23 protein-coding genes and 3 tRNA genes are annotated in these 22,625 nt (G+C 68.4%); 6 read left to right on the top strand and 20 right to left on the bottom strand.

What is annotated here, in order from left to right; translation table 11 throughout:
• Window position 1 precedes the first annotated feature (1 nt).
• From LDO13_RS01710 to LDO13_RS01645, 14 genes are all read right to left on the bottom strand, one after another.
• Entirely contained in the window at window positions 2-889 is an 888-nt protein-coding gene (locus LDO13_RS01710; RefSeq protein ID WP_224048365.1) for a carbohydrate ABC transporter permease, read from the bottom strand.
• Window positions 886-1,923 (bottom strand): sugar ABC transporter permease, encoded by a 1,038-nt coding sequence (locus LDO13_RS01705; protein ID WP_224048364.1) that lies wholly within the window; start codon window positions 1,921-1,923, stop codon window positions 886-888. The genes LDO13_RS01710 and LDO13_RS01705 overlap by 4 nt, the downstream gene beginning before the upstream one ends.
• A 7-nt stretch (window positions 1,924-1,930) precedes the next feature.
• Window positions 1,931-3,208: an ABC transporter substrate-binding protein gene (locus LDO13_RS01700; RefSeq protein ID WP_224048363.1), complete on the bottom strand. Its 1,278-nt coding sequence runs from the start codon at window positions 3,206-3,208 to the stop codon at window positions 1,931-1,933.
• A gap of 237 nt (window positions 3,209-3,445) precedes the next feature.
• Window positions 3,446-4,057, bottom strand: a complete 612-nt coding sequence (locus LDO13_RS01695; RefSeq protein WP_224048362.1) for a hypothetical protein — start codon at window positions 4,055-4,057, stop codon at window positions 3,446-3,448.
• Entirely contained in the window at window positions 4,054-4,617 is a 564-nt protein-coding gene (locus tag LDO13_RS01690; RefSeq protein ID WP_224049858.1) for a DUF6286 domain-containing protein, read from the bottom strand. The genes LDO13_RS01695 and LDO13_RS01690 overlap by 4 nt, the downstream gene beginning before the upstream one ends.
• A 107-nt stretch (window positions 4,618-4,724) precedes the next feature.
• Entirely contained in the window at window positions 4,725-5,105 is a 381-nt protein-coding gene (locus LDO13_RS01685; RefSeq protein ID WP_224048361.1) for a hypothetical protein, read from the bottom strand.
• Window positions 5,102-5,293: a hypothetical protein gene (locus LDO13_RS01680; protein ID WP_069950472.1), complete on the bottom strand. Its 192-nt coding sequence runs from the start codon at window positions 5,291-5,293 to the stop codon at window positions 5,102-5,104. Before LDO13_RS01680 ends, LDO13_RS01685 begins: the two co-directional genes overlap by 4 nt.
• Window positions 5,290-5,754 carry an Asp23/Gls24 family envelope stress response protein gene (locus LDO13_RS01675; RefSeq protein ID WP_224048360.1) on the bottom strand — a complete coding sequence of 155 codons (465 nt, stop codon included), beginning with the start codon at window positions 5,752-5,754 and terminating at the stop codon, window positions 5,290-5,292. Before LDO13_RS01675 ends, LDO13_RS01680 begins: the two co-directional genes overlap by 4 nt.
• A gap of 152 nt (window positions 5,755-5,906) precedes the next feature.
• Window positions 5,907-6,362, bottom strand: a complete 456-nt coding sequence (locus LDO13_RS01670; protein ID WP_224048359.1) for a hypothetical protein — start codon at window positions 6,360-6,362, stop codon at window positions 5,907-5,909.
• A 249-nt stretch (window positions 6,363-6,611) separates the two neighbouring features.
• Window positions 6,612-6,687: transfer RNA gene (locus tag LDO13_RS01665), tRNA-Phe, on the bottom strand.
• A gap of 48 nt (window positions 6,688-6,735) precedes the next feature.
• Window positions 6,736-6,809: transfer RNA gene (locus LDO13_RS01660), tRNA-Asp, on the bottom strand.
• Window positions 6,810-6,904: 95 nt separating this feature from the next.
• Window positions 6,905-6,977, bottom strand: a tRNA-Glu gene (locus tag LDO13_RS01655).
• A gap of 159 nt (window positions 6,978-7,136) precedes the next feature.
• A complete protein-coding gene (locus LDO13_RS01650) occupies window positions 7,137-7,775 on the bottom strand; it encodes an FMN-binding negative transcriptional regulator (protein ID WP_224048358.1) in 639 nt (212 codons plus the stop codon).
• Between the two features lie 56 nt (window positions 7,776-7,831).
• On the bottom strand, window positions 7,832-8,434 hold the full coding sequence (locus LDO13_RS01645) for a LysE/ArgO family amino acid transporter (RefSeq protein ID WP_224048357.1): 603 nt from the start codon (window positions 8,432-8,434) through the stop codon (window positions 7,832-7,834).
• Between the two features lie 69 nt (window positions 8,435-8,503).
• Between LDO13_RS01645 and LDO13_RS01640 the strand changes: the two genes are divergently transcribed.
• From LDO13_RS01640 to LDO13_RS01620, 5 genes are all read left to right on the top strand, one after another.
• On the top strand, window positions 8,504-9,385 hold the full coding sequence (locus LDO13_RS01640; RefSeq protein ID WP_224048356.1) for an ArgP/LysG family DNA-binding transcriptional regulator: 882 nt from the start codon (window positions 8,504-8,506) through the stop codon (window positions 9,383-9,385).
• Between the two features lie 98 nt (window positions 9,386-9,483).
• Window positions 9,484-10,503 (top strand): DMT family transporter, encoded by a 1,020-nt coding sequence (locus tag LDO13_RS01635; protein ID WP_224048355.1) that lies wholly within the window; start codon window positions 9,484-9,486, stop codon window positions 10,501-10,503.
• Window positions 10,504-10,524: 21 nt separating this feature from the next.
• Window positions 10,525-10,995 (top strand): metallopeptidase family protein, encoded by a 471-nt coding sequence (locus LDO13_RS01630; protein WP_224048354.1) that lies wholly within the window; start codon window positions 10,525-10,527, stop codon window positions 10,993-10,995.
• A 10-nt stretch (window positions 10,996-11,005) separates the two neighbouring features.
• On the top strand, window positions 11,006-11,932 hold the full coding sequence (locus LDO13_RS01625; protein ID WP_224048353.1) for a cation diffusion facilitator family transporter: 927 nt from the start codon (window positions 11,006-11,008) through the stop codon (window positions 11,930-11,932).
• Between the two features lie 214 nt (window positions 11,933-12,146).
• On the top strand, window positions 12,147-13,541 hold the full coding sequence (locus LDO13_RS01620; RefSeq protein ID WP_224048352.1) for a C40 family peptidase: 1,395 nt from the start codon (window positions 12,147-12,149) through the stop codon (window positions 13,539-13,541).
• A gap of 40 nt (window positions 13,542-13,581) precedes the next feature.
• Here the strand turns inward: LDO13_RS01620 and LDO13_RS01615 are convergent, their stop codons facing one another.
• The 6 genes from LDO13_RS01615 to LDO13_RS01590 all read right to left on the bottom strand — a co-directional run bounded on the left by LDO13_RS01615 (window position 13,582) and on the right by LDO13_RS01590 (window position 21,497).
• Window positions 13,582-14,331 carry an ABC transporter permease gene (locus LDO13_RS01615; RefSeq protein ID WP_263422178.1) on the bottom strand — a complete coding sequence of 250 codons (750 nt, stop codon included), beginning with the start codon at window positions 14,329-14,331 and terminating at the stop codon, window positions 13,582-13,584.
• A 142-nt stretch (window positions 14,332-14,473) separates the two neighbouring features.
• Window positions 14,474-15,583, bottom strand: coding sequence for an ATP-binding cassette domain-containing protein (locus tag LDO13_RS01610; RefSeq protein ID WP_224048350.1), 1,110 nt, complete (start codon window positions 15,581-15,583; stop codon window positions 14,474-14,476).
• 7 nt (window positions 15,584-15,590) lie between these two features.
• The gene (locus tag LDO13_RS01605) at window positions 15,591-16,754 is read right to left on the bottom strand and encodes a hypothetical protein (RefSeq protein ID WP_224048349.1); all 1,164 of its coding nucleotides are present in this window, start codon (window positions 16,752-16,754) and stop codon (window positions 15,591-15,593) included.
• A gap of 160 nt (window positions 16,755-16,914) precedes the next feature.
• Window positions 16,915-17,640, bottom strand: coding sequence for a hypothetical protein (locus LDO13_RS01600; RefSeq protein ID WP_224048348.1), 726 nt, complete (start codon window positions 17,638-17,640; stop codon window positions 16,915-16,917).
• Window positions 17,633-20,350 carry a PEP/pyruvate-binding domain-containing protein gene (locus LDO13_RS01595; RefSeq protein WP_224048347.1) on the bottom strand — a complete coding sequence of 906 codons (2,718 nt, stop codon included), beginning with the start codon at window positions 20,348-20,350 and terminating at the stop codon, window positions 17,633-17,635. Before LDO13_RS01595 ends, LDO13_RS01600 begins: the two co-directional genes overlap by 8 nt.
• A 109-nt stretch (window positions 20,351-20,459) precedes the next feature.
• A complete protein-coding gene (locus LDO13_RS01590) occupies window positions 20,460-21,497 on the bottom strand; it encodes a universal stress protein (protein WP_224048346.1) in 1,038 nt (345 codons plus the stop codon).
• Window positions 21,498-21,978: 481 nt separating this feature from the next.
• On the opposite strand from LDO13_RS01590, the gene LDO13_RS01585 reads away from it, so the two are divergent.
• The gene (locus LDO13_RS01585; RefSeq protein ID WP_224049857.1) at window positions 21,979-22,605 is read left to right on the top strand and encodes an FAD-binding protein; all 627 of its coding nucleotides are present in this window, start codon (window positions 21,979-21,981) and stop codon (window positions 22,603-22,605) included.
• Window positions 22,606-22,625: the final 20 nt, after the last annotated feature.

Below are 22,625 nucleotides of genomic sequence, written 5' to 3'. Positions count from 1 at the left end.
GTCATTTCACGGCACCGGCGGTGAGGCCAGCGACGATCTTACGCTGGAAGACCAGCACCAGGATGACCAGCGGAATTGTGACGATCGTTCCGGCCGCCATGATCGCGGTGTACGGAATCTGCTGCGGCTGGGCCCCGGCGAAGTTGGCAATGGCCACTGTCACCGGCTGGGTTTGGTCGTTCGAGAGCTGGCTGGCAATCAGGAACTCGTTCCATGAGGAGATGAACGCCAGGATCGCGGTCGTGAAGATGGCCGGTGCGGCCAGCGGCATGATGACCCTGCGGAACGCCTGCCCCTGGGTGCAGCCGTCCACGCGGGCCGCTTCCTCAAGCTCCCACGGCATTTCCCGGAAGAACGACGTCATGGTGTAGACCGTCAGCGGGAGGACGAAGGAGATGTTCGGAATGATCAGCGCCTGGTAGGTGCCGATCCAGCCGATATTCGTGAACAGCTGGAACAGCGGGGTGATGAGGGCGACACCGGGGAACATGGACGCCCCCAGGATGAAGCCCAGCACCAGGTACTTGAACCGGAAGTTCAACCGGGCCAGGGCGTAGGCCGCGAACACGCCCAGCACCAGCGAGATCAGGGTCACCGTCACACCGATGAACACACTGTTCAGCAGCGCCTGGCCGAACCTGTTGCCGAACGAGGTATCGAAGGCGGTGCGGAAGTTGTCGAGTGTCACGTGGGTGGGCAGGAGCGAAGTGTCGTAGGTGTAGCCCACATCGCGGAACGCCGTCACCACCATCCAGTACGCCGGGGCCAGGCACCAGAACAGGATCACGGCGGCGCTGATGTACGTCCGGGCGCTCGCCCATTTCTCGCGGTTCTGGGCTGCCTTGCGGCCACGGTCCTGCTCGGCCCGGAGTTCGGTCGCGGCGGTCATTTCTTCCCCTTACCTGCGCCGGTTTGCTGCTCCACGACGTTCGCTCCGAGGAAGCGGACAAAGATGAAGGCCACAATGAAGATTATGATGAATGTAATGGTGGACAAGGCTGCGGCGGAGTTGAAGCCCTGCCTGATCTGGTTGACCACCAGAATGGAAAGCGTGGTGGTGTTGTTGGAGCCTTCCGTCAGGATGTACGGGAGGTCGAACATCCGCAGGGCATCCAGCGTCCGGAAGAGGATGGCGACCATCAGCGCCGGCTTCACCAGCGGCAGGGTGATCATCCTGAACCGCTGCCAGGCGGAGGCGCCGTCGACCTTGGCCGCCTCGTAGACTTCGGCCGGAATCATCTGCAGGCCGGCCAGGATCAGCAGCGCCATGAACGGCGTCGTCTTCCAGGTGTCGGCGATGATGACCGCCCAACGGGCCGGGATTTCGCTGCCCGTCCACAGGATGGTGGTGTTGAAGAGCTTGTTGCCGATGCCTTCAAAGGCGAAGATGAACAGCCACAGCTGGGCCGTGACGGCGGTCGGGATGGCCCACGGCACCAGCACGGCTGCGCGGACCAGGCTCCGGCCCCGGAAGGTCCGCGCCATGATGATGGCCATCCAGAAACCAAGGATGGTCTCCAGGGTCACCGTGACGATGGTGAAGTAGAAGGTGGTCCCGGTGGCTGACCAGAACTGCGCGCCCAATGTTCCGGGCGGGCAGGCCACGGTTCCGCCGCCCGGGGCGGCACACTGCTGGAAGAGCCAGTTGGTGTAATTCGAGAAGCCGGCAGGTCCGCCCTCGGTGAATAGACCCGTGGCGGGGTCAAGGCCGGCATCCTTCTGGAACGACATCACGATGGCGGTGATGATCGGGTAGACGATCACGATTGCCAGCGCAAAGATGGTTGGTGCCAGCAGCCACGAGGCCCACTTGCCCTGGCTCGCTATCGCGTTGTCCTCCCCCACGCCCTTGGGGCCGTGGTGGATCGGAGCACTGCCCGACGCCGGTTCTTTGACCGGCGTCGGGCCTAGTTCTGTAGCCATGGCTGAACTACTGTCCCGCGCTAGCGGACTCGATGGACTTCTGCATGTCGGACAAGGCCGCATCTACGGTCTTTTCGCCCTTGATCGCAGCGTAGGCATTTTCCTGGATGGCCTTGGTGACGGCCGGGTAGAACGGGGTAACCGGACGCGGCACGGCGTTCTCGATCGAGGTCTTCAGCACCGGCAGGTACGGCAGCTTCGTGACGAGCTCCTGGTCGTCATACAGCGCGCCGAGGACCGGGGCAAGTGAACCCTGGGTGGCGTAGAACTTCTGGGTCTCCTCAGAGGTGAGGAACTTGAGGAAATCCAGGGCCGTGGCCTTGTTCTTTGAGTAAACGCTCATTCCGGCACTGTGCCCGCCCAGGGAGGATGCACCGGGGCCGTCCGCGCCGACCAGCGCGGTCATGCCGAGGACGTCCTTCACCTTGGAGGAACCTTCCGTCGTCGCCAGGTTGTAGACGTAGGGCCAGTTGCGGTGGAACAGGAGTTTGCCGTCCTGGAAGGCCTGGCGGCCCTGCTCCTCCTGGAAGGTGATGGCTTCCTTCGGGATGCTTCCGTCGGCGTATGCCTTGGTCAGAGTTTCGAGGCCGGCCTTGGCCTCAGGGGTGTTCAGGCTCGGCTTGCCTTCCGCGTTCAGCACGGAGCCGCCGGCGGAGTTGATGGCCTCAGACGTGTTTACGGTGAGGCCCTCGTACTTGGCGTACTGGCCGGCGAAGCAACCGATGTTGTTCGCCTTGGCGATGGAGCACATACCCATCATCTCGTCCCAGGTCTTGGGCGCCGTGGGGACGAGGTCCTTGCGGTAGTAGAGGATGCCGCCGTCGGAGTTTTGCGGGGCCGCATAGAGCGTGCCCTTGTAAGAGGCACTGTCGACCGTCGGCTTCAGCATCGCCGAGGTGTCCAGCTTCATTTTGTCCTTGAGCGGCTGGAGCCAGCCCTTGGCGGCGAACTCGGCGGTCCACACAACGTCGACGCTGACGACGTCGTAGTTTGCGTTCTTGGCCTGGAAGTTCTGGACCAGGTCATCGTGCTGCTGGTCGGCCTGGTCGGTCTGCTCCTTGAACGTGACCTTCTCGTTCGGGTGGGCAGCATTCCACTTCTCGATCAGCGGGCGGACCACGTTGCTGTTGTCCTTGCCCTGGACGTACGTGATGGGGCCGCGGCCGTCGAGGCCTTGCTCTGCGTCGGCGCCGGCGGTCGAACCGCCTCCACCGCCACAAGCGGAAAGGGTAAGGGCTAGAACGCCTGCTGTGGCTACGGGAAGTAGAAACTTCGATGTTTTCATACTGGGGGGCTCCTCGCTGAGTACCGGACAAAAAACGGCGGTGCGTTGCTGTGGTGAGCATCACAGTAATCAACTTCCGGTGAGGAATGCAAGCGTTTACATCGAACCTTTATGGAAAGGAGATCCTATTCCGATCCGCCGTTGGATGCGACAATCCGCGCCATCTCAGGGGATGGCGGCCCGTCGGCCCGCTCGCGACGGGCGCGCCAAGTTGTTGCGGAAAGCTCACGGCCGGAGTCAGCGGACCCGTTCGGCCCGCCCGAACCTTGACCGCGCGCCGGAGGCGATGTGGATGAGTACCGGAGTGCGCTTGCCTAGTACGACGTCGAGTGCCTCCACGAGGGCGGACACGTCGGCCGCGAGCCGGTGCGGGGCCACGCCCTGGCGGGGCTGGATCCTGATCCGCAGGCCCGGTTCGCCGCGGAAATCGTACGTGGCCACCGTTGTTCCGGCCAGGTCCGGACGGTCCGCCAGGGCGGCCCGGAGCGCCTGCTCGGCCACGCCGCTTCCGATCCTGACGTTTCCCGGAACTTCGCCCGGGTCCTCCTCGGACACCAGCAGGTTGGACCGGCCCTTGCCCTGCTGCGCGACCCACGCCACCATGGCGCCGATCACCAGGAGCAGTACGAGTACCACCACAATCCAGAGCCAGCTCTCCGAACGCCCCGGGAAGCGCGTACGTTCGAAGAGATCACGCCAGATGCTCCAGACGCCGGCGGACCAGCCCTGCCACCACACAGCGACCGGCGGCACCGTGGCAAGCAGGATCAGCAGGGCTCCGATGGCGAGGAGCTTCAGGCCGAGGACGCCGATGAGTATCCTGTTGAGGATCCTGGGAGTGCCGTTCATGCGCCGACCACCCCGGTCGATGCCACATTGATCCGCACATCCGGCGAGGGGGACAGTGCCATGTCCCGGAGCTCATCCTGTACGGCGCCGAGGACGGCATCCGGGCGCAGCGGTACGCCGGAGGTCGGCCGGACGTTGACCTGCACCTGCTGCCGGGACACCGTCACCATCACCTGTTCCTGGCTCACGTTGGCTGCCACCCGCGCGCGGCGTGCCAGCGCGGAGGCAATCACTTCGTCGTCCACGACGACGGCGGCGCGGCGGTCCCGCAAGATGTGGCGGGCCCGCCGTCCGGGCAACACCGCGTTCAGGAAGAAGAAGAGCCCTGCCATCACAACTACTGCGCCGATGACGCCGAGCAAGAGTGGCGGGACCCCGTTTGGGAGTGCCACAGCCTGCTCCGCCGCGGCCAATGGGTCAACCAGCCAGGGCGGCTGTCCGACGGCCCGGACCGCGGTTTCCAGGAGGGCATAACCGCACAGCCCGGCCACGAGTCCGGCGGCGATAATGGAGGCGACGGCCCTTGAGGAGTGGGTCTCGCGTTTCAGGATCGCCTCCATGCCGGCGACGCCGTCCCGGGCAGGGGCTTCACTGCCGACCGAGGGTGCTGCGCCGGGGGCTGGCGGGGCGTAGCTTCCGTGGCCGGGATCGTGTCCGGTGTTGTGGCTCAATGGACGCGCCCTCCTTCACTCATGCTGGCGCCGCCGATCCGAATGTCCACCCTGCTCAGCCGGGCACCGCTGAGCTCGGTCACGCGGTGCAGGATGTCCGCTTTGGCGGCCACGGCCCGGTCCCAGATGGAGCCGCCGAGGCCTGCGACCCGTCCGGCGTCCCGCACGACTGTGGTGAGCGGGGGCACGGTGATCGGTGAGACCAGGGACAAGGCCAGGAGCCCGTCGTCGTCGGACCACTCCGCCCGGACTTCCTGCGGCGGAACGCCGAGGGCTTCTGCCGCGGCGGCCTGCGCCACACTGGTCAGCGCCTGGGTGCTGATCCGGGTGTGCCCGGCCATCGCGGCGGCGTGGGCAGCAGGTGCCGGGCCGCTCATGAGGAGGAACGCCGGCCCGTGAGGGCGTCAAGCACGCTGCGAAGGTCCAGTTTCCCTTCCGCCGCGCGGCCCAGCAGGGCTCCGATCCCCATGAACAGCAGGGCGCCCAGGAATCCCCAGACGCCAAACTGGAACGACATAAACGCCACGAACGCGCCCACTGCGATCCCCACCACGGTCAGGTTCACTGGATTGCCTCCCTCGCGGGCCGGGTCTCCGCCGCGGTGCCGGGCTTCGCCGGGCCGGGGACGTAGACATCGTTGATCTCGATGTTGACTTCGATGACCTGGAGTCCAACGAGTTCCTCGACAGCCGCATACACGGCGGCACGAATCTGGTCTGCCAGGGCGTGAAGGGGCGTGCCATAGAGCGCCACCAGGTCAATGTCGACGGCGACCTGGGTTTCGCCGACCTCGGCGCGGACGCCGGCGGCGTGATCCGAGCTGCCCACCGCGTCACGGAAGGCGCCGAGCGCGCGGGACGGACCGGAACCCAGGGAGTAGACGCCGGGGACTGCGCGGGCGGCGATGCCTGCAACCTTCGCGACGGCGTTTTCGGAAATGACGGTGCGGCCGGCGCCGGGCATCGGCGCGGCCGTGGCTGGCTCGGGCACCGGGACCGCTCCGGGCTGAGGATTCTGGTATTCCATGAGGCACTCCCCCTTCTCTTTGTGACCACCCTAGTACCTGCACCCGGCAAGGTGGCCGCCTGGCCCGGGGAAGGCCGTGCCCCGTCCGGGAAATCGCGCCGGTGCCCGGCCCGCCTAGGCTATCGCCCCCGGAAGCGGGCTGAACAGGCCCGCTACCCGCAGTTCGTGGCGAGCCAGGTCTGCACCGGAGCCATGGCGTTCTGGAGTTTTCCGCTGGAGAAGACCGTCTGGTCCTTGATGCCGGCGATGGCCACCTGGCTGAGGGTGGTGAAGTCCGCCTTGATGCTGTCCGGGGCGCGTTCCGCAGTGCGGGTCAGCTCGGCTTTGGTCTGCTCCAGCTGGGCCGCCGAGCTCTGCGCCGCCGAGAGCGGAAGCAGGGTGGATCCGGTGGCCTGTTCGGAAATGGTTGTGCAGGCCTCGGCTGCCGTGGCGAAGTCGCCCCAGGGGCCGGAGGACTTGCTGGGGCTCGCGGTCGCGGACGACGGCGAGGGGCTGGCGGCCCCGGACGACGGCGCGCCGCCGGCTTCCGGCGCCGAGCAGGCAGTGAGGGCGAGGGCCGCCAGGAGGGCGCATACGGTCAGCGGGCGTGCAGCATTATTCGAAATCACGTTGTTGGAATCACTTTTCGGTTGAGATTGCACCGCCGGCCCGATCACGCTGCCGGCGGTCTTGGCGTTCTTTCCCCAGCGTGCGAGTCTAGCCCGGCCGGTTGGCCAGCCCCCAAACCGGCCGCCGCCGTCGGCCTTCCATCGGTTGCTCCGTAACCGCCCTTTTGAAGGCCCATAAGGGCACTTACGGAGCAGTCGACGGGGTCAAAAGAAGAAAAGCACCAGTTCCGAAGAACTGATGCTTCCCAGTGGTGGCTCCGACCGGCGTCGATCCGGTGACCTTTCGATTTTCAGTCGAACGCTCTACCAACTGAGCTACAGAGCCTAGGTGACGTGTCACCATGAGAGCCGGAATTTCTTCTGGCAATCAGAGCGACCCTGACGGGACTTGAACCCGCGACCTCCGCCGTGACAGGGCGGCGCGCTAACCAACTGCGCTACAGGGCCTTGCTATTTATTTCTTGTCTGCGGTATCGCTACCGCAATTTTTCAAGGCCTTTAGCCTACCAGACTTTCACACCCGGTTTGACCAGTTCCTTGCGTACCCCCAACGGGATTCGAACCCGTGCCGCCGCCGTGAAAGGGCGGTGTCCTAGGCCGCTAGACGATGGGGGCCAGGACGCCATCCGGTACAAACCACTAAACAAAGGCAAAAATTAAGGGCCGAAGCCTTCCGTTTTTGTCCTTTCGGGTTCCTCCGAACTGGACTATAAAACTATAAGGGCAGACCCCCGGATTATCCAAAATCGGCGGACGCCGCCCATTTCGCGGTGCTCAGCTTCGCTGGGCTCGGTCCTGCTGCGTCCGCTCCACATCGGCGGCCGACGCCAGATCCCCCTTGGCCCGCAAACCCGCGACGACGCCGTCAATGTCGGCATCCGTCCGGTTCTGGCTGAGCTTGCGTTTCGCTTCAACCCTCGTGATGACAAGCTCGACGCCGACAATCGCCCGGAGCTGGCCGGCGATGAAACGCGCGGGCGCATCGTCCACGGCCCAGGGCCGGTCCGAGGCTGCCTCGTGCAGCGTGGTCAGCCGCCGCACTAGGTCTTCCACCCAGGCCGGGTCGTCGTGGATGACGAGCCTGCCGTAGGCGTGGGCGGTGGTGTAGTTCCACGTCGGCACCACGCGGCCGTGCTCGGCCTTGGTGGCGTACCAGTTCGGGGAGATGTACGCGTCGGAGCGCTGGATGATGACCAGGGATTCACCCAGCGCCGGCAGCCGCCACTGATCGTTGTTGCGGGCAACATGGCCCAGCAGCGCCCCGCGCTCGCCCACCTCCGGGTCATAGACGAACGGCAGCAAGGTGGCGAGCAGGCCCTGCTCCGTCGACGTCACCAGGTTGGCCGCCCCGGGGTTCGAGAGCAAATCCCTGACAGCGTCCTGGTCGGCGGCGAAATGCGAGGGGACGTACATGGACGGTTCCTTTGTCGGCTGTGTTCTGCGGTGTTAAAACGGGACTGCTGACTATCTCAGGTTACGAGCATGACAGCGAGCGTGATCATGACCAAGGCGATACCGCCGTCGAGCACGCGCCAGCTGCCCGGCCGGGCGAACAGCGGGGCGAGGAACCGGGCTCCGGCGCCCAGTGCGGCGAACCACGCCACGCTTCCCAGCCCGGCTCCGGCGGCAAACCACCACCGCCCGTCGGCACCATGGGTGCCGGCCAGGGACCCCAGCAGCAGCACGGTGTCCAGATAGACGTGCGGGTTCAGCCAGGTCAGTGCCAGGCAGGTCCCCAGGGCGGCCGCCCACGTTCCCGTGTTGCCGGCCGCCGGCTGGGCCACCTGCGTTCCGCGGATTGCCCGAGCTGCGGCCATCGCCCCGTAGGCCAGGAGGAAGGCGGCCCCCGCCCAGCGCACGGCCTCGAGGACTCCGGGTGCCTGCTCAATGAGGACGCCCACGCCGGCCACGCCCAGCACAATCAGCACGAGGTCCGATATGGCACACACGGCAACAACCAGGAGGACATGCGAGCGCTGGACGCCCTGGCGGAGCACAAAGGCGTTCTGCGCGCCGATGGCGACGATGAGGGACAGCCCGCTGGCCAGGCCCGATGCGAGGGAAAGGATCACGGGATCAACGGTAGGGGCGCCACGAACATGAAACCAGTTAACAAATCTTGGCCAACATAAGATGAGCTAATGATCGACATCCAGCCGGACCAGGCCCGGACCCTGGCCGCCATCGTGGCGCACGGAAGCTTCGAGGCCGCCGCCAGCCACCTCCTGGTCACGGCGTCGGCGGTGAGCCAGCGCGTCCGCGCCCTCGAAGTCGCCGTCGGCCGGCCGGTATTGACACGGACCCGCCCTGTCGGGCTCACCCCGTCCGGGCAGGCGGTGGTGCGCTTCGCCCGGCAGCTGGACATGCTCTCCGCCGATCTGGCCGAGGAGCTGCAGCCCGGCACGCAGCCCGCCAGCATCCGGCTGACCCTCGTGATCAACAGCGACTCCCTGCACACCTGGGCACTCCCCGGCCTGGCCGCCGTGTCGGACAAGGTCCAGCTGGAGATCCTGCGCGAGGACCAGGACTATTCGCTGGAGCTCCTGCGCAGCGGCGCCGCAGCCGCCGCCATCACCACCACGGCAAAGGCTGCGCCGGGCTGCTCATCCCGGCGCCTGGGTGTCATGCGCTACCTGCCGGTCTGCGCGCCAGGCTTCGCCGCGCGCTGGTTTCCCGCCGGCGCGACGGCGGACACGCTCGCCGTCGCACCCGTCATCGTCTTCGACCGCAAGGACGATCTGCAGGACCGCTACCTGCGGGGCGTGAGCCGCAAGAACCTCCAGCCGCCGCGGCATTATGTCCCGGCTGCCCACGAGTTCGGGGAGGCCATCCGCTGGGGTATGGGATGGGGGCTGCTCCCCGAAATCGAGGTCTCGGAGGAGCTGAAGCGCCACACCCTGGTCTCCCTGGACCCTTCCGCGCACGTGGATGTACCGCTCCACTGGCAGCAGTGGCGGCACGGATCGGCGGCCCTCGACGAGGTTGCGGCGGCCATCCAGGCTGCCGCACGCCCGCTGCGGTGAGTCCTCCGCGGACCGGAGCACGGCACTTGGCAGCAACTCGCCTAGACGTGACCGATTTCCGCCAGTCCCAGGGCCCCTGCACGGGCTAGATTGGCAGCATGGCAACAACCGCCCAGACAGGCTCCCCCCAACCGGACAGCGCGCGCCCGGACCGCACCCACGAAGTGCCGCCGCACGCCCCCGCCCCCCGGCCCGCAAACCCGACAAACCCGGCAAAACCCGCGAAGAAGCTCCTGCCCCCGGGCCAGATCAGCAGGCTCGGCATCGCCGCCGTGGTGGTCACCGTGGTGTTGTGGGCCTCCGCCTTCGTGGGCATCCGGGCGGTGGGGCCCAGCTTCTCCCCCGGCTCCCTGACCCTCGGCCGGCTGGCGATCGCCGCCGTCGTCCTTGGCCTGGTGGTGCTGCCGCAGCTGCTGAAGAACCGCAACCTCCCCAGGGGCCGCGAGTGGTGGCCCATCCTGGCCTACGGCGTGATGTGGTTCGGCGGCTACAACGTCGCCCTGAACGCCGCCGAACACCTCCTCGACGCCGGCACGGCCGCGCTGCTGATCAACGTCAACCCGATCCTGGTGGCCATCATGGCCGGGGTGATCCTCAAGGAGGGATTCCCCCGCTGGCTGATCATCGGCAGCCTCGTCGCGTTCGGCGGGGTCGCGGTGATCGCGCTTGGGTCCGGGCAGCGGTCCACGGCCGACGTCGCCGGCGTGCTGCTGTGCCTGCTGGCGGCGGCCCTCGCAGCGGTCAGTGTCATCGTGCAAAAACCGGTCCTGCGGAAGTTCCCGGCGGCCCAGGCCACCTGGTTTGGAATTCTGGTCGGCGCGGTCTGCTGCCTGCCCTTCAGCGGCCAGCTGATCACGGAACTGCAGGCGGCCCCGCTGCCGGCGACGCTGGGGCTGGTCTATCTCGGCATCTTCCCCACAGCAATCGCCTTCACCACGTGGGCCTATGCGCTGTCCCTGATCGACGCCGGCCGGCTCGCGGCCACCACCTACCTCGTGCCCGGCACCACGATCCTGATCTCCTGGCTGGTGCTCGGCGAGATCCCCACGATCTGGGGCCTGGTGGGAGGCGTCATCTGCCTCGTGGGGGTGGGGCTGACCCGGCGCCGGTCCCGCTGATTCGGCGCTAAAGTTTCAGCTATGCCCGCTTCCCTGCCGCCAGGCCTGCCAATCGTTCCGGACGGCCCGGAGAACCCGGAGAACACCGACGACGGCGGGAACGGCTCCGGCCACGATCACGCCCCGTTCCCGATGTCCGAGGCGGACTTCGAAGCTGCGGTGAGCGATGCCCTGGACCAGATCCCGCCGGAGCTGGCGAAGACCATGAACAACGTGGCCATCTTCATCGAGGACGACTACGTCCCGCAGCCGGGCGAGGACCCTGACACCGTATTGCTGGGACTCTACGAGGGGGTGCCACTGACCGAACGGGACTCCTGGTGGGACGCCGGTTCCCTGCCGGACCGCATCACCATTTACCGGCAGCCGATCCTGGAGATCTGCGAATCGCGTGAGGACGTGATCGAGGAGGTGACGGTCACCGTGGTCCATGAGATCGCGCACCACTTCGGCATCAGCGACGATCGACTGCACGAGCTCGGCTGGGGCTAGCCTTGTAGGCATGGGACACGACCACAGCCACTCGCACGGCATCTCTGTAACCGGCACTGCCAAGCACCGGAAGCGCCTGGTCGCCGTCCTCGCCATCACCCTCGCCGTCGTCCTGATCCAGATCATCGGCGCACTGATTTCCGGGTCATTGGCCCTGCTGGCCGACGCCGGCCACATGCTTTCCGACGCGGCCGGCGTCTTCATCGCCTTGCTGGCCGCCTGGATCGCCTCCCGGCCGGCCAGCGACCAGCGCACGTACGGCTACCAGCGCGCGGAGGTGCTGGCCGCGCTGGCCAACGCGCTGGTGCTGATCGTCATCTCGGTGGTCATTTTCACGGAAGCCGTCCGCCGCTTTGGCTCCACCCCCGAGGTGCAGACCGACGTCATGCTTTACGCGGCCGTCCTGGGCGCCGTCGCGAACCTCGTGTCCCTGCTGATCCTCCGCGGCGCCCAGAAGGAGAGCCTCAACGTCCGTGGCGCCTACCTGGAGGTCCTGGGCGACCTGCTGGGCTCCTTCGCGGTCATCGCCGCCGCCGTGGTCATTATGGTCACGGGGTACCAGGCGGCGGACACCATCGCCTCGATCGTCATTGCGCTGATGATCCTGCCGCGGGCCTGGCACCTGCTCCGCGACGTCGTGGATGTGCTGCTCGAGGCGACCCCCAAGGGTGTGGACGTGCAGCTGATCCGCGAGCACATCCTCTCCGTGGAGGGCGTGGTGTCCGTGCATGACATCCACATCTGGACCATCACCTCCGGCGTCCCGGTGTTTTCCGCCCACGTGGTGGTGGAGGATGCGGCGCTGGGGGCCCGCGGCGCGGACCAGGTCCTGGACAAGCTGGTCAGCTGCCTGGGCTCGCACTTCGATACCGAGCACTGCACCTTCCAGCTGGAACCGGCCTCCCACGCGGAGCACGAGTCACACCAGCACGCCTGAGTCCGGAAACTACGGACCGGCGGCGGCAGCCCACGACACGCCCCGCCAAATGTGACCAAATGACATAGTTGTTGTTTATGTTATTGATGTGACCAGTGTTGCCAAAGTGGCCATGGGCACGTAGCCTCGACCGTGCTGGGGGATCAGCCGGGCGTTTCTCGCGCCGGAATACGCGCTCGCCCGCTCCAGCCCGACACTGCAGCGAGGTTTGCCCATGACTTGGACCGGTTCCGGCCGAACGACGGCCGCGGCATGCGCCGCCGTCGTGCTCCTGGGAACGCTGGCGATTCCAGCGAACGCCGCACCGCCCGCGTCCGTCCGGGGCCCTGCCGTTCAGGTCGCTGCCGTTCAGGTTCCGGCTGAGCCGGGGATTCCATCTCCGGATGAGATTGCCGCCGCCAAGGCCAGTGAAAGCGCGACGGCGGCCCAGGTCGCCGCGATCGACCGGCTCCTGGCGGACGCGTCCGCTGCGCAGGATGCCAGCCTCGCGGCTTCCCTGCAGGCCAATAACGCCTATGGTGAAGCGCTCGTGGAACTGGAACTCCGGCGCGACGCCGCCGCTGTTGCCGCCGCCAGGGCCTCGGCAGCCGGCGAGCAGCAGGAGAAAACGCGCAGGCAGATCGGCCAGCTCGCCGGCGATCTCTACCGCAACGGCGGGCTGAATCCCGCCCTGAGCAGCTTTGTCACCGGGAGCGGCAACGCCCTGCAACAGGCTGCCACCCTCGAGGCCGTGACGGCCGGCCGCACCCGGGCCTTCCAATCCGCAGAAACCGCTGCCGTTGCCGCCGAGTCGCTGACGGCTGCCGCCGCCGACGCCAACCGGGCCGCCGACGAGGCCGCGCGGACGGCGGAGGCCCGCAAGCTCGACGCCGAACGTGCCAACGACGCCCAGCGCCAGGCCGTGTCCGAGGCCAGCGCGCAGCGGACCGTGCTGGTGGACCAGCTCGCGAACCTCAAGAACACCACCGTTGCCCTGGAATCGGAGCGCGTGGATGCCCTGGACCGGCAGCGCCAGCAGGACCGGCTGGCGGCAGTGACCGCCGCAGCCGGGCAGGGTCAAAGCCAGGTGCCCGGCCCCGGCAACCCCGCGCCGGTCATTCCGAGTCCGCAGGCGCCGGCCCCGGTTCCGCCGGCCCCGGTTCCGCCGGCCCTGCCCGTTCCGGACCCGACTTCCCCGGCTCCGGTCGCGCCCGCCCCGGTTCTACCACCGGCGCCCACGCCGCCACCGGCGCCCGGCGGCTCCAACCAGACAGCGATCTCGGTGGCTCTCGGGAAGGTCGGCGCGCCCTATTTCTACCAGTACGGCGGAACCGGGGCCCACGGTTTCGACTGCTCCGGCCTCGTGCAGAACGCGTTTGCCGCGGCCGGAAAGTACCTTCCCCGCACCGCGTCCCAGCAGTTCGCCCAGGCCCCCGTGCATGTTCCGCTCTCCCAGGCCCAGCCGGGCGACCTGCTGGTCTGGGGTTCGGCCCCGGGTTTCTACCACGTGGCGATATACCTCGGCGGCGGCCGCGTGGTCCAGGCGCTGAACGAGGACGCCGGGATCACCGTGACGGACCTGGCTTCCATGTCCGGGATGCAGCTTCACCCCGTGGCCGCCCGGTACTGAGCTTCCCTTTCCCTGGGCGGAGCCAGCCGGATCCGGATCCTTAGGAGAGCACGTCCTTCGTGATGAACCTGCCATAGGCGAGCGCCCCGAAAACGGCGACGTAGCCGCCCTGCAGCAGCAAGTTAGTGAGGAAGGAGTCCCACACGACGGGCTGGCGGAGCAGGTCGGCAAAGTCCAGCCAGTAGTGGCTGAACAGCCAGGGGTGCAACCATTCCAGTTGCGGCAGCGCGTCCAGGACCTGTGAGACGACCGCGAGCACGACGGTGGACGCCATCGCACCCACGGGTACGTCCGTGAGCGTGGACATAAAGAGCCCGATCGCCGAAAGGCCCATCAGCGAGACGGCTAGATAGGCGGCAATCAGCAAAAGCCGCACCATTGCCTCAGCGGCGCCGATGGCATCCCCGGACAGCAGCGTGACCGGCCCCACCGGAAAAAGGGCGGCTCCGATGGCGGCACCGACGAGCGCAACCAAAAGCGGTGCCGCGACGGCGAACACCACCGCCCCGGCGTACTTCACCAGCAGCAGCCGGACCCGGCCCGCCGGCGCCACCAGCAGGTACCGCAGTGTTCCCAGCCCGGCCTCGCCGGCCACCGTGTCTCCCGCCACCACCCCCACGGTCAGCGGCAGGAACAGCGGAACGGACACGAGCATGGCGGTCACGCCAACGAAAAGACCGTTTTGGGTAATCCGGTCCAGGAACGCCGGACCCCGGCCGGCCGGTACCGCGGAGGACACCCGGACCGCCACGGCGATCAGGATCGGTATGGCCGCCAGCGCACACAGCATCGCCCAGGTACGGCGTCGGCGGAAGAGGACCCCGAGTTCGGACGCGAGCAAGCCACTGCCCCGTTTGTCCGGCCGGGTGGTCGCCGCAGCCGCACCGTACCGGGATTTTTCACTGGCGGCCGTTTCTTTACTGGACAACTCTTTACTGGACAACGTCGAAGCCCTCCCCCGTCAGCGCCACGAAGCGCTCCTCCAGGCTGACCTGTTCGGTGGCGAAGCCCCGGACCCGGACTCCGGCAGCCACCAGGGCGGCCACCACCGCCTCGGGCGCCACGGCACCGTCGGCCGCCGCGGGGAGCGGGGCGTAGAGCAGGTCGCCGGCCCAGTTCGAACCGGCCCAGTCGGTCCAGTTGGAGCCGGCGCCGCTGGACCCCGCACCGTTGGAGCCGGCGCCGCTGGACCCCGCACCGTTGGAGCCGGCGCCGTTGGGGCCGGCACCGCCCGGCGGCCCGGCAGAGGCACGCCCGCCCACGGCCGCGCTCAGGCCCAACCGGGCCAGCACCTCTGCCGCGGCCCCCGCATCCGGCGTCAGTACCCGGATTCGCGCCTGCCCGCCCTGGCGCAGCTCGGCGAGAGTTCCCTGCGCCACCAGCCGGCCCGCGCTCATGATGGCCGCGTGCGTGCAGATCTGTTCCACCTCGGCGAGCAAATGGCTGGAGACGAACACGGTGGCGCCGTCCGCCGCGAGCGAGCGCACCAGGCTGCGGACCTCCCGGGTGCCCTGCGGATCGAGCCCGTTCGTGGGTTCGTCGAGTACGAGGAGTTCGCGGGGCGACAGCAGTGCGTTGGCAATCCCCAGCCTCTGCTTCATGCCCAGCGAATAGGCCCGGACTTTCTTGTCCGCGGCGTGCGTGAGCCCCACCCGTTCCAACGCCGAATGGACCCGGGCTTTCCGCGTGGCGGCAGGAACACGCGGGTCTGCGGCGTCGAACCGGTGCAGGTTGGCCGCACCGGAGAGAAAAGGATAGAAGGCCGGCCCCTCCACCAACGCACCCACGCGAGGCAACACCTCGCGCAGCCGCCCCGGCATCTCCTGGCCGAGGAGCCAAACAGAGCCGCTGCTGGCCGCGGCGAGGCCGAGCATGAGCCGGATGGTGGTGGTCTTGCCGGAGCCGTTGGGACCCAAGAAGCCGAAGACCGAGCCTTTTGGCACCGCCAGGTCGACGCCGTCGACGGCCAGCTGGTGGCCAAAGCGCTTGCTGAGACCGATGGTCTCGATGCTCAGCTCCGTCACCGGCCCGGCGGCGGTCACCAAACGGTCACCGCTGGGCGGCAGCGGCCTGCAGCCGCTCCAACGGCACGGAACCGGCGAGGATACGCCCGTCATCGAGAATCAGGACATTCACCAGCGATGTGGACACCAGCCGTCCGCCCGGGACGGCGACCGCAGCCTGTTCCAGCAGCGCGGCGGCACCGGACCCGGTTCCCTCGGAAGCGGAGCGGCCGGGCTGCAGCGGGTTGGCGGCCGCGGGGTCCGGGGCCCCGGTCTGGGGCGGGGTTCCGCCCGGAAGCGCGATGGCTCCTGCCGGGAATTCGAGCACCGATTCCCAGCCGGTCCCGGTGACGGCAGGCCGCTTCCCGTCCTTCGCTTTGGGGGCGTCCGACGGCGGGGTGGCTGCGTCGGACTTATGGTCCGGCAGCGGGATCTCCGTGACGGTGGCCCCAGGCGGCGGGGTGAAGTTGAAAATGGAGGAATCCGGGGTTTCAAGCTTGAGGCTCGTGAAGGCGACGCTGAACGCCGGCTCCGACTGTCCCCGCGCCCTCAGTTGGACGCCGAGCGGGAGTCCGGTTTCGCCATCGACCGCAATGGCGACGGACTCCACCAAGGTGGTGTCCGACTTTGGGGTGAGCACGAGGTTGTAGGCGGCCCGTCCGGCAACTTGGGTATCCGGGCCAACGGTCACCTCGGTACTGGCGTCGAGTTTGGCGAGCAGCTTGTCAGCCATTTCCTCGGGAGTCGGCACGGTTCCGGGATGGGCCGGGTGGCGGTCTGCCGCACCGGCAGGCAGCTGGGCGTGGGCGGCGGTGTTGTCCTTGGAGTTGTAGAACCAGAGGTCCTTGCCGTTCTTGATCGCGTCGCGCTCCGCCATCCGGTCCATGATCTGCACCCGGGCGTTCTCCGGCGCGTCAAGGTAGACACGGGCGGTGTGGGGTCCGGTCAGCAGCTCCAGCCAGGCGGTCTCGGGGGAACCAGCACCGGGCCCGGACTTCGGAAGTTCCGGCAGGCCGATCTCGGAGCTTTGTTCCAGCGTCCCGGACAGGGATTTCTCGTCGTGCTGGGCGATCATGAGGAGCACTTGCTGCGGAGTCTTCTCCGGCAGCGGGTCTCCGGCGCTCGCGGGAACAGATCCGGACAGCACGCCGGCCGCGATCACGGCAGGCACCGCCACGGCGGGCATCCAACGCAGCCATTTGCGCGTCATTGCGACCGCGCTCCAACCTTGCAGCTCATGAGTCAACACTACGCCCGGAAGCGGCCCGGTTCACCCCTCCGGCAGACATTGCCGGCGGACGCATCAGGGCGGCCGGCCCCGATGGCGCGACCCTGCGGAGCGGCCCCGGCGGAGCGGCCCGGCGGGGTGGCTAGGCGAAAACATTCAGCGTCAGCTCGACCGCCCCGAGCAGGAGCGCGAGCACTGAGGTTCCGAGTCCGGCCACGAGCAGCAGGCCGGGGTGGGCGAGTCCGACGGTGACCCGCCTGAGCCGCGGCCTCCCGCGCAGGAATTTCTTGGGCAATCGGGCAGGCGAGGGGTCCTGTTTCCAGCCGCGCAGCCGGCGCAGGAACCACGCGCAACGGATGATGAAGGCCAGCCAGAGCACGGACACGACGAGGGGAACCGCGGCCAGCAAGAGGTTGAATCCCAGGGCAGTGACCTCCCGTTCCGAAGCGCCGACGAGGGACTGGATGGTGGTGGAGATTGAGGCGCTCATGACCACCGAAACACCCCACACCAGGAACGCGGCCGTGAGGGCGAGGAAGCGGACGAAGAAGTGGCCCAGCACGGAGTCCCTGCGCGGCTTGAGATGCCGCCGCGGAGTGGCCTGCAGCAGCGCGATGGTGGCGAGCAGCGTGGGCAGCGCGGCCATCCCGACCATCACGTACCAGGACCATCCCGCGAAGTCGAAGAAGTCGTCTGCGACGATCAGGGCTGCCCAGAACCCCGTCCAGGCCCAGCCTGCGGTGAGCGGGTGGCTGACCAGGAAGGCGGGGAGCCAGGGGTCGTCGACGCCGGCAGCCGCCGGCTGGGGCTCCCCTGTCTGGGGCTCCGCTGTCTGCGGATCCGCCGGCGGATCCGGCACGTCACTCATGGGCCCGCTGCTGCTGCGGCCCCGGAGGCCCGGTGTCCGGCGCAACGGTGCCGGCGGCGCCGTCGACCGTGATGCTGTGCCCGGTGGCGATCAGCGAGGTGGCGTCGGGGACCCCTACCACCGCGGGGATCCCGTACTCCCGGGCCACGACGGCGCCGTGCGAGTTGGGTCCGCCCATTTCCATCACCAGCCCGCCGGCTGTGAGGAACAGCGGCGTCCAGCCCGGATCTGTGGAAGGCGCCACCAGGATCTCGCCGGGCTCCAGCCGCGCGCCCTGCGGCTCGAGGATGACGCGGGCCCGGGCGGTGACCGTGCCCGCCGACGCGGGGGTCCCGGTCAGGAGTCCCGGGGTTCCGGCCTCCCCGGCAGTGCCGGCCTGCAGCGCCTCGGGCACCGTCCCGTCCGAAAGCAGCACCCGGGGGATGTGCCGGCGGCCCAGTTCCTGCTGGTAGTCCTCCCGGCGCTGTGCCACGAGGTGCTGCAGCGGCCTCCCGGCGAGCCCGTCGCGAGTCTCGACGAGGTCCAGGAAGAAGACGTCGTCCGCCTCGCCGATGCGGCCGGCGGCGGCCAGTTCGGTCCCGATGACCTGGAGCTGCCCCCGCACCGCGGCGAGGGCTTCGACGATGTGGTACTTCGGCAGTTCGCGCAGGCCGGCGAACATCCGGGTGCGTTTCAGGGCCGCCCGCACCAGCGCAGCGCGCAGCCTGCCCCGCTCCCCCGCGGCGGCGGCAAGCCGTTCCACCTGCGCCTCAGCCTCCCGTTCGGCCTTGCTGAACTGCCGGTCCGGCGCCAGGCCCGGGTCGTCGAGCCGCAGGTAGTTGGCGAGGACCCCGAGAATGTGGGACGGATCGTCCGACCAGCGCGGCATGCCCAGGTCGATTTCCGCCACCGCCCGGTGCCCGTAGCGGGCCAGGAACCCGGCAAGCCCGGACTGCACGACGGCGGGAAGCTCCCGGGCCCGGTAGCGGCGGGCCAGCGCCGGCACGCCCGCGCCATCGATCACAGCGCCATCGAACACAGCTGCCGCTGCGGCGTCGGCCCGGATGGCGGCGGCAAGCTGCCAGAGAGCCAGGTCCATTTCGGTGGTCACGTTGTTGGGAAGTCCCCGCAGGACCGGCTGCAGGGCCCCCGTGCCGGCGCCGTGTCCCAGCAGCCTGCCGGCGCCGGCCAGCAGCGCAAAGCCCAGGGCCGGCAGCGGCAGGATGTTGGGTACCACCGGGAACAGCTCGTGCCCCAGGATGCGCTCCACGTGATCCAGCCGCTGCACCGGGGTCGACCCCGCCGGCACTACCAGGGCGGCCCGGAACCGTTCACCGAACCGTTCCGCCCGGCGCAGCGCAGCCTCGGGCCGGAACAGTGCGCGGAGCAGCGTCTCCGGAACCCTGGCGCGCGCCGCCACCGGGCCAACGTGCCGCAGCACCCGCCACGGGGATCTGCTGGTGACCGAGAGGCGGGGGTCCGTGAACAACCGCCGCAGCACGGCCGCGGACCGCGCCTCCATGACGTCGAACACGCGCGGCACGATGGCCCGTCCAACGGCGCTGCGGACGACCGGGGTCAGGTCGAAGAAGAGTCGCTGGCCCGCCTGGACGTAAGGCGGCGGCCCGTCGTGGGGCGCCGGGACGTCGAAGTTCGCCGCGCGCGCCACGGACGAGGCAATCAGCCGGAAGCCTGCCAGTCCCATCGGGGTCAGCGGGCGCGTCAGGCCCTGGGCCAGGCTGAAGCACAGGTAGACCCGCGTCCCTTCCCGGACGCGTCGCCGCTCCGGCAGCGGGTAGAGGGTGGTGATGGGCCGGGACTGCGTCAGCCACGGCACTCCGCCGCCGTCGACGGCCCATTCGAGGTCCTGCGGCGCGCCGAAGTGCAGCTCCGCGCGGCGGCCAAGGCGCTCCAGGGCCAGCAGCTGGGCGTCGTTTACGCAGGGCTGCGAGGCGGAGCCGTACTGTTCGACCCGTTCGGTTCCGCCGCCGGGAAGCGGCCGGATGGCCACACTCTTGCTCCCGATCCGGCGCTCAAGAATCTTCTGGGTGCCGCTGTCGACGACGAAGTGGTCCGGGTTGACCGCCCCGGAAACCACCGCCTCGCCGAGGCCCGGGCTGGCGTCGACGACCGCTTCGTGCCGCCTGCCGGTCACCGGGTTCGCGGTGAACAGGACCCCGGCCACGGCCGCGTCCACCATCCGCTGGACCACCACGGCGAGCGATACCGTCGAAGGGCTGATCCCGTGCGTGGCGCGGTAGCTCGCCGCGCGGTCCGTCCAGAGCGAGGCCCAGCATTGCCGGACCGCAGCCAGGACGGCGTCGATGCCCACGACGTTCAGGAAGGTGTCCTGCTGGCCGGCGAAACTGGCGAACGGCAGGTCCTCGGCGGTTGCGGACGAGCGGACCGCCACGGGCACGTCCGTGCCCAGAGCGGTGTAGGCGCTCCGGACGGCGTCGGCGATGTCAGCAGGGATGTCCGCGGCGCGGACCAGCCTGCGGGCGGCGGCGGCCAGCCGGGCGATCCCCGCAAGGTCGTCCGGGGCCGTCCCGGCTAAGTCGGCATGGACGACGTCGAGCCCGGCGGACGCCGTTGCCCGACGGTAGGCCTCGGTGGTCAGGCAGAACCCGGCCGGAACCGGCAGCCCGGACCGCATCAGTTCACCCAGGTTGGCCGCCTTGCCTCCGACGTCGGGAAGCAACTCCGCGCTGACCAGCTCAAGTTCGAGCACCAGCCCTTGCTGCCGTTCCTGACGCCGGTCCTGAGATGGCGCACTTGTGCCGGGGAGCTGCTCCACCTGCCGGCCCTCCCTTCAACGCCCGCCCGGAGTCTGTTCCGGGCTACGAATCGCCGAGAATGGGCCCGAAGTTGACCCGGTCCGCCAGCCGGGGATCGTCCCGGTCGGGGACCACCATGACGGGGCCTTTGGCGTGGTGCAGGATGCCGTCCGAGGTGGAACCGAGCAGCATTCCGGCGAAGCCGCCGCGACCGCGGGTGCCGACAACCACCAGTTCCACATGCCGGCTGGCTTCGACGAGGACGTCCACGGGCGAGCCGTCCACGAGCTGGGTCTCCACCTTGAGGCGGGGAAAGTGGCTCCTGATCCAGGCGGTGCCGGCGTCGAGCTGGACCCTGATGTCGGCGAAGAGCGCGTCACGGTCCATGGGTGCGGGAACCCATGCCAACGACCCGTTGTATTGCGGAACGGCGCACACCACCCGCAGCGGAGCCGAGAGCCGCTCCGCCTGGGCCGCGGCTTCCAAGACGGCCACCCGGGCCTGTTCGGAACCGTCGACCCCCACCACCACAACGTTTTCGACCGGAATGTGCCCGGACTTCGCCCGTTCCGCCAGGACATGCTTGTCGTCGGTGGTTTCGCCCAGCCGGTCAGAGCAGATCAGGGGCACGGTGACTGTGGGGCATTTGGCGTGCGCGGGGAGGGCGCTGCTGACGGAGCCGAGCAGCCGCCCAACGAAGCCGCCCCGGCCCCGGGTGCCGAAGACCAGCAGCTCGGCGGTTTCGGACATTTCCAGCAGAACACCGGAGGCATCGCCGTTCTCGACGGAGGCGTCGACGTCGATCAGGTACCCGGCGACCTTGTTCACGGCCTGCTTCAGGATGGCCTCCGCGCCTTCGCGGATCACCGAGTCGTCCACGGTGGCGTACCCGCCGTCGAGCCCTGACGCCGCGAAGATCGGAACGGAATAGGCGGTCACGATGTGCAGCGGACGATTGCGGCGCTCGGCTTCGCGGGCGGCCCACACCAGGGCACATTTGCTGTGGTCTGAACCATCAACGCCGACCACGATCCCCCGGGGAGCTACGGACCCGGACGGGACATCCCCTGCCGGATCCGGATGCACCTGTTCTCGGCCCATGGGGTCCGCCTCCTCGCGATTCTTGCCTGATGTTGCGGCTATTCTGCCAGACGTGCCCGCGCGCAGCGTCCATTGGCGACGCGGCCGAAGAATCTGCGGCCAGTACCCCTGGTTTTCCTAACTATTCTCGGTTTGACGGGAACAAGCAAGCACGTTGGACCCAGGCCCGGACTGGGGACTTCCCCATGTTTTACGCAGTGTTTACACAACGCCCGGTGGCCCGGGATGACGGCGGCAAGGCCTGGCCCGCCGTTTGAAATGCCGGGAAATCCCGGGATCCATGAATGTTCGATCCGCTCTATCCAAGGCCGGAAATGTTGGGTATTCTTCGATGCGTTGCTGAACCGAGACTCGTCTTTCAGAACGCTGCCCCTGCTGGTGCTGCGGACTGAAACGGGATTCCGGAACGCGCAACGGAACGTTTCCGGGGCATCGGCCGCGGAACTTGCACCATCCGAGGAAGGACCCTGCAGTGTCGAGCATGCCTATGTCCGGGGGGATCGAGCGGACCGCCGCCGTCGTAATCGGCACGGGCCTGTCCGGGCTGGCGGTTGCCAGCGAACTGCAGCGGCGCGGCGTGGACTCCATCATCGTGGACGGACTCGACCTGCTGGGCGCCGGCCATCCGGCCAACACGTCATCGCTGCAACGCTGCGATGCGGCCGACGCCGCGAGCCTGCGGGAACGCAACGAGATCCTCCGGCACCTGCGGAACTACGCCACCAGCCACAAGCTGGATGTGCGGAACAACATCCGTGCCCTCCAGCTGGACCACCTCGACGCCGGCATTGCGGGGCCCACCCAGCAGTGGGCAGTCCGCACGCCGGGCGGCGTCCTGCTGGCGGACCACCTCGTGCTGACCCGCTGCGCCCACAGCCAGCTGCGCCGGATGCTCTCCGAACTGGGCATGGCCGCGGGCCAGAACCTGATGGCCGCCATGCACGCCCTCGGGATGTACCTCGTGGGCGTCGGCGAACTCATCACTCCCACGCCGAAGGAAGTGCTGCGCCAGGCAAAAGTGGTGGGCCAAGCGATCTCCGCCAAGGTCTACCCCGATGGCTTCCCCGCCGTCCTGCCCGGTGGCTATGCCCTCGCCGCGCCGGCCTAGCCGGAACACCCCTCCCCCAT

The sequence above is a fragment of the Arthrobacter sp. NicSoilB4 genome (assembly GCF_019977335.1).
GTDB lineage: Bacteria > Actinomycetota > Actinomycetes > Actinomycetales > Micrococcaceae > Arthrobacter.
The sequence above is the reverse complement of the archived record's forward strand: the minus strand, read 5'-3'. Positions and strand labels throughout refer to the sequence as shown.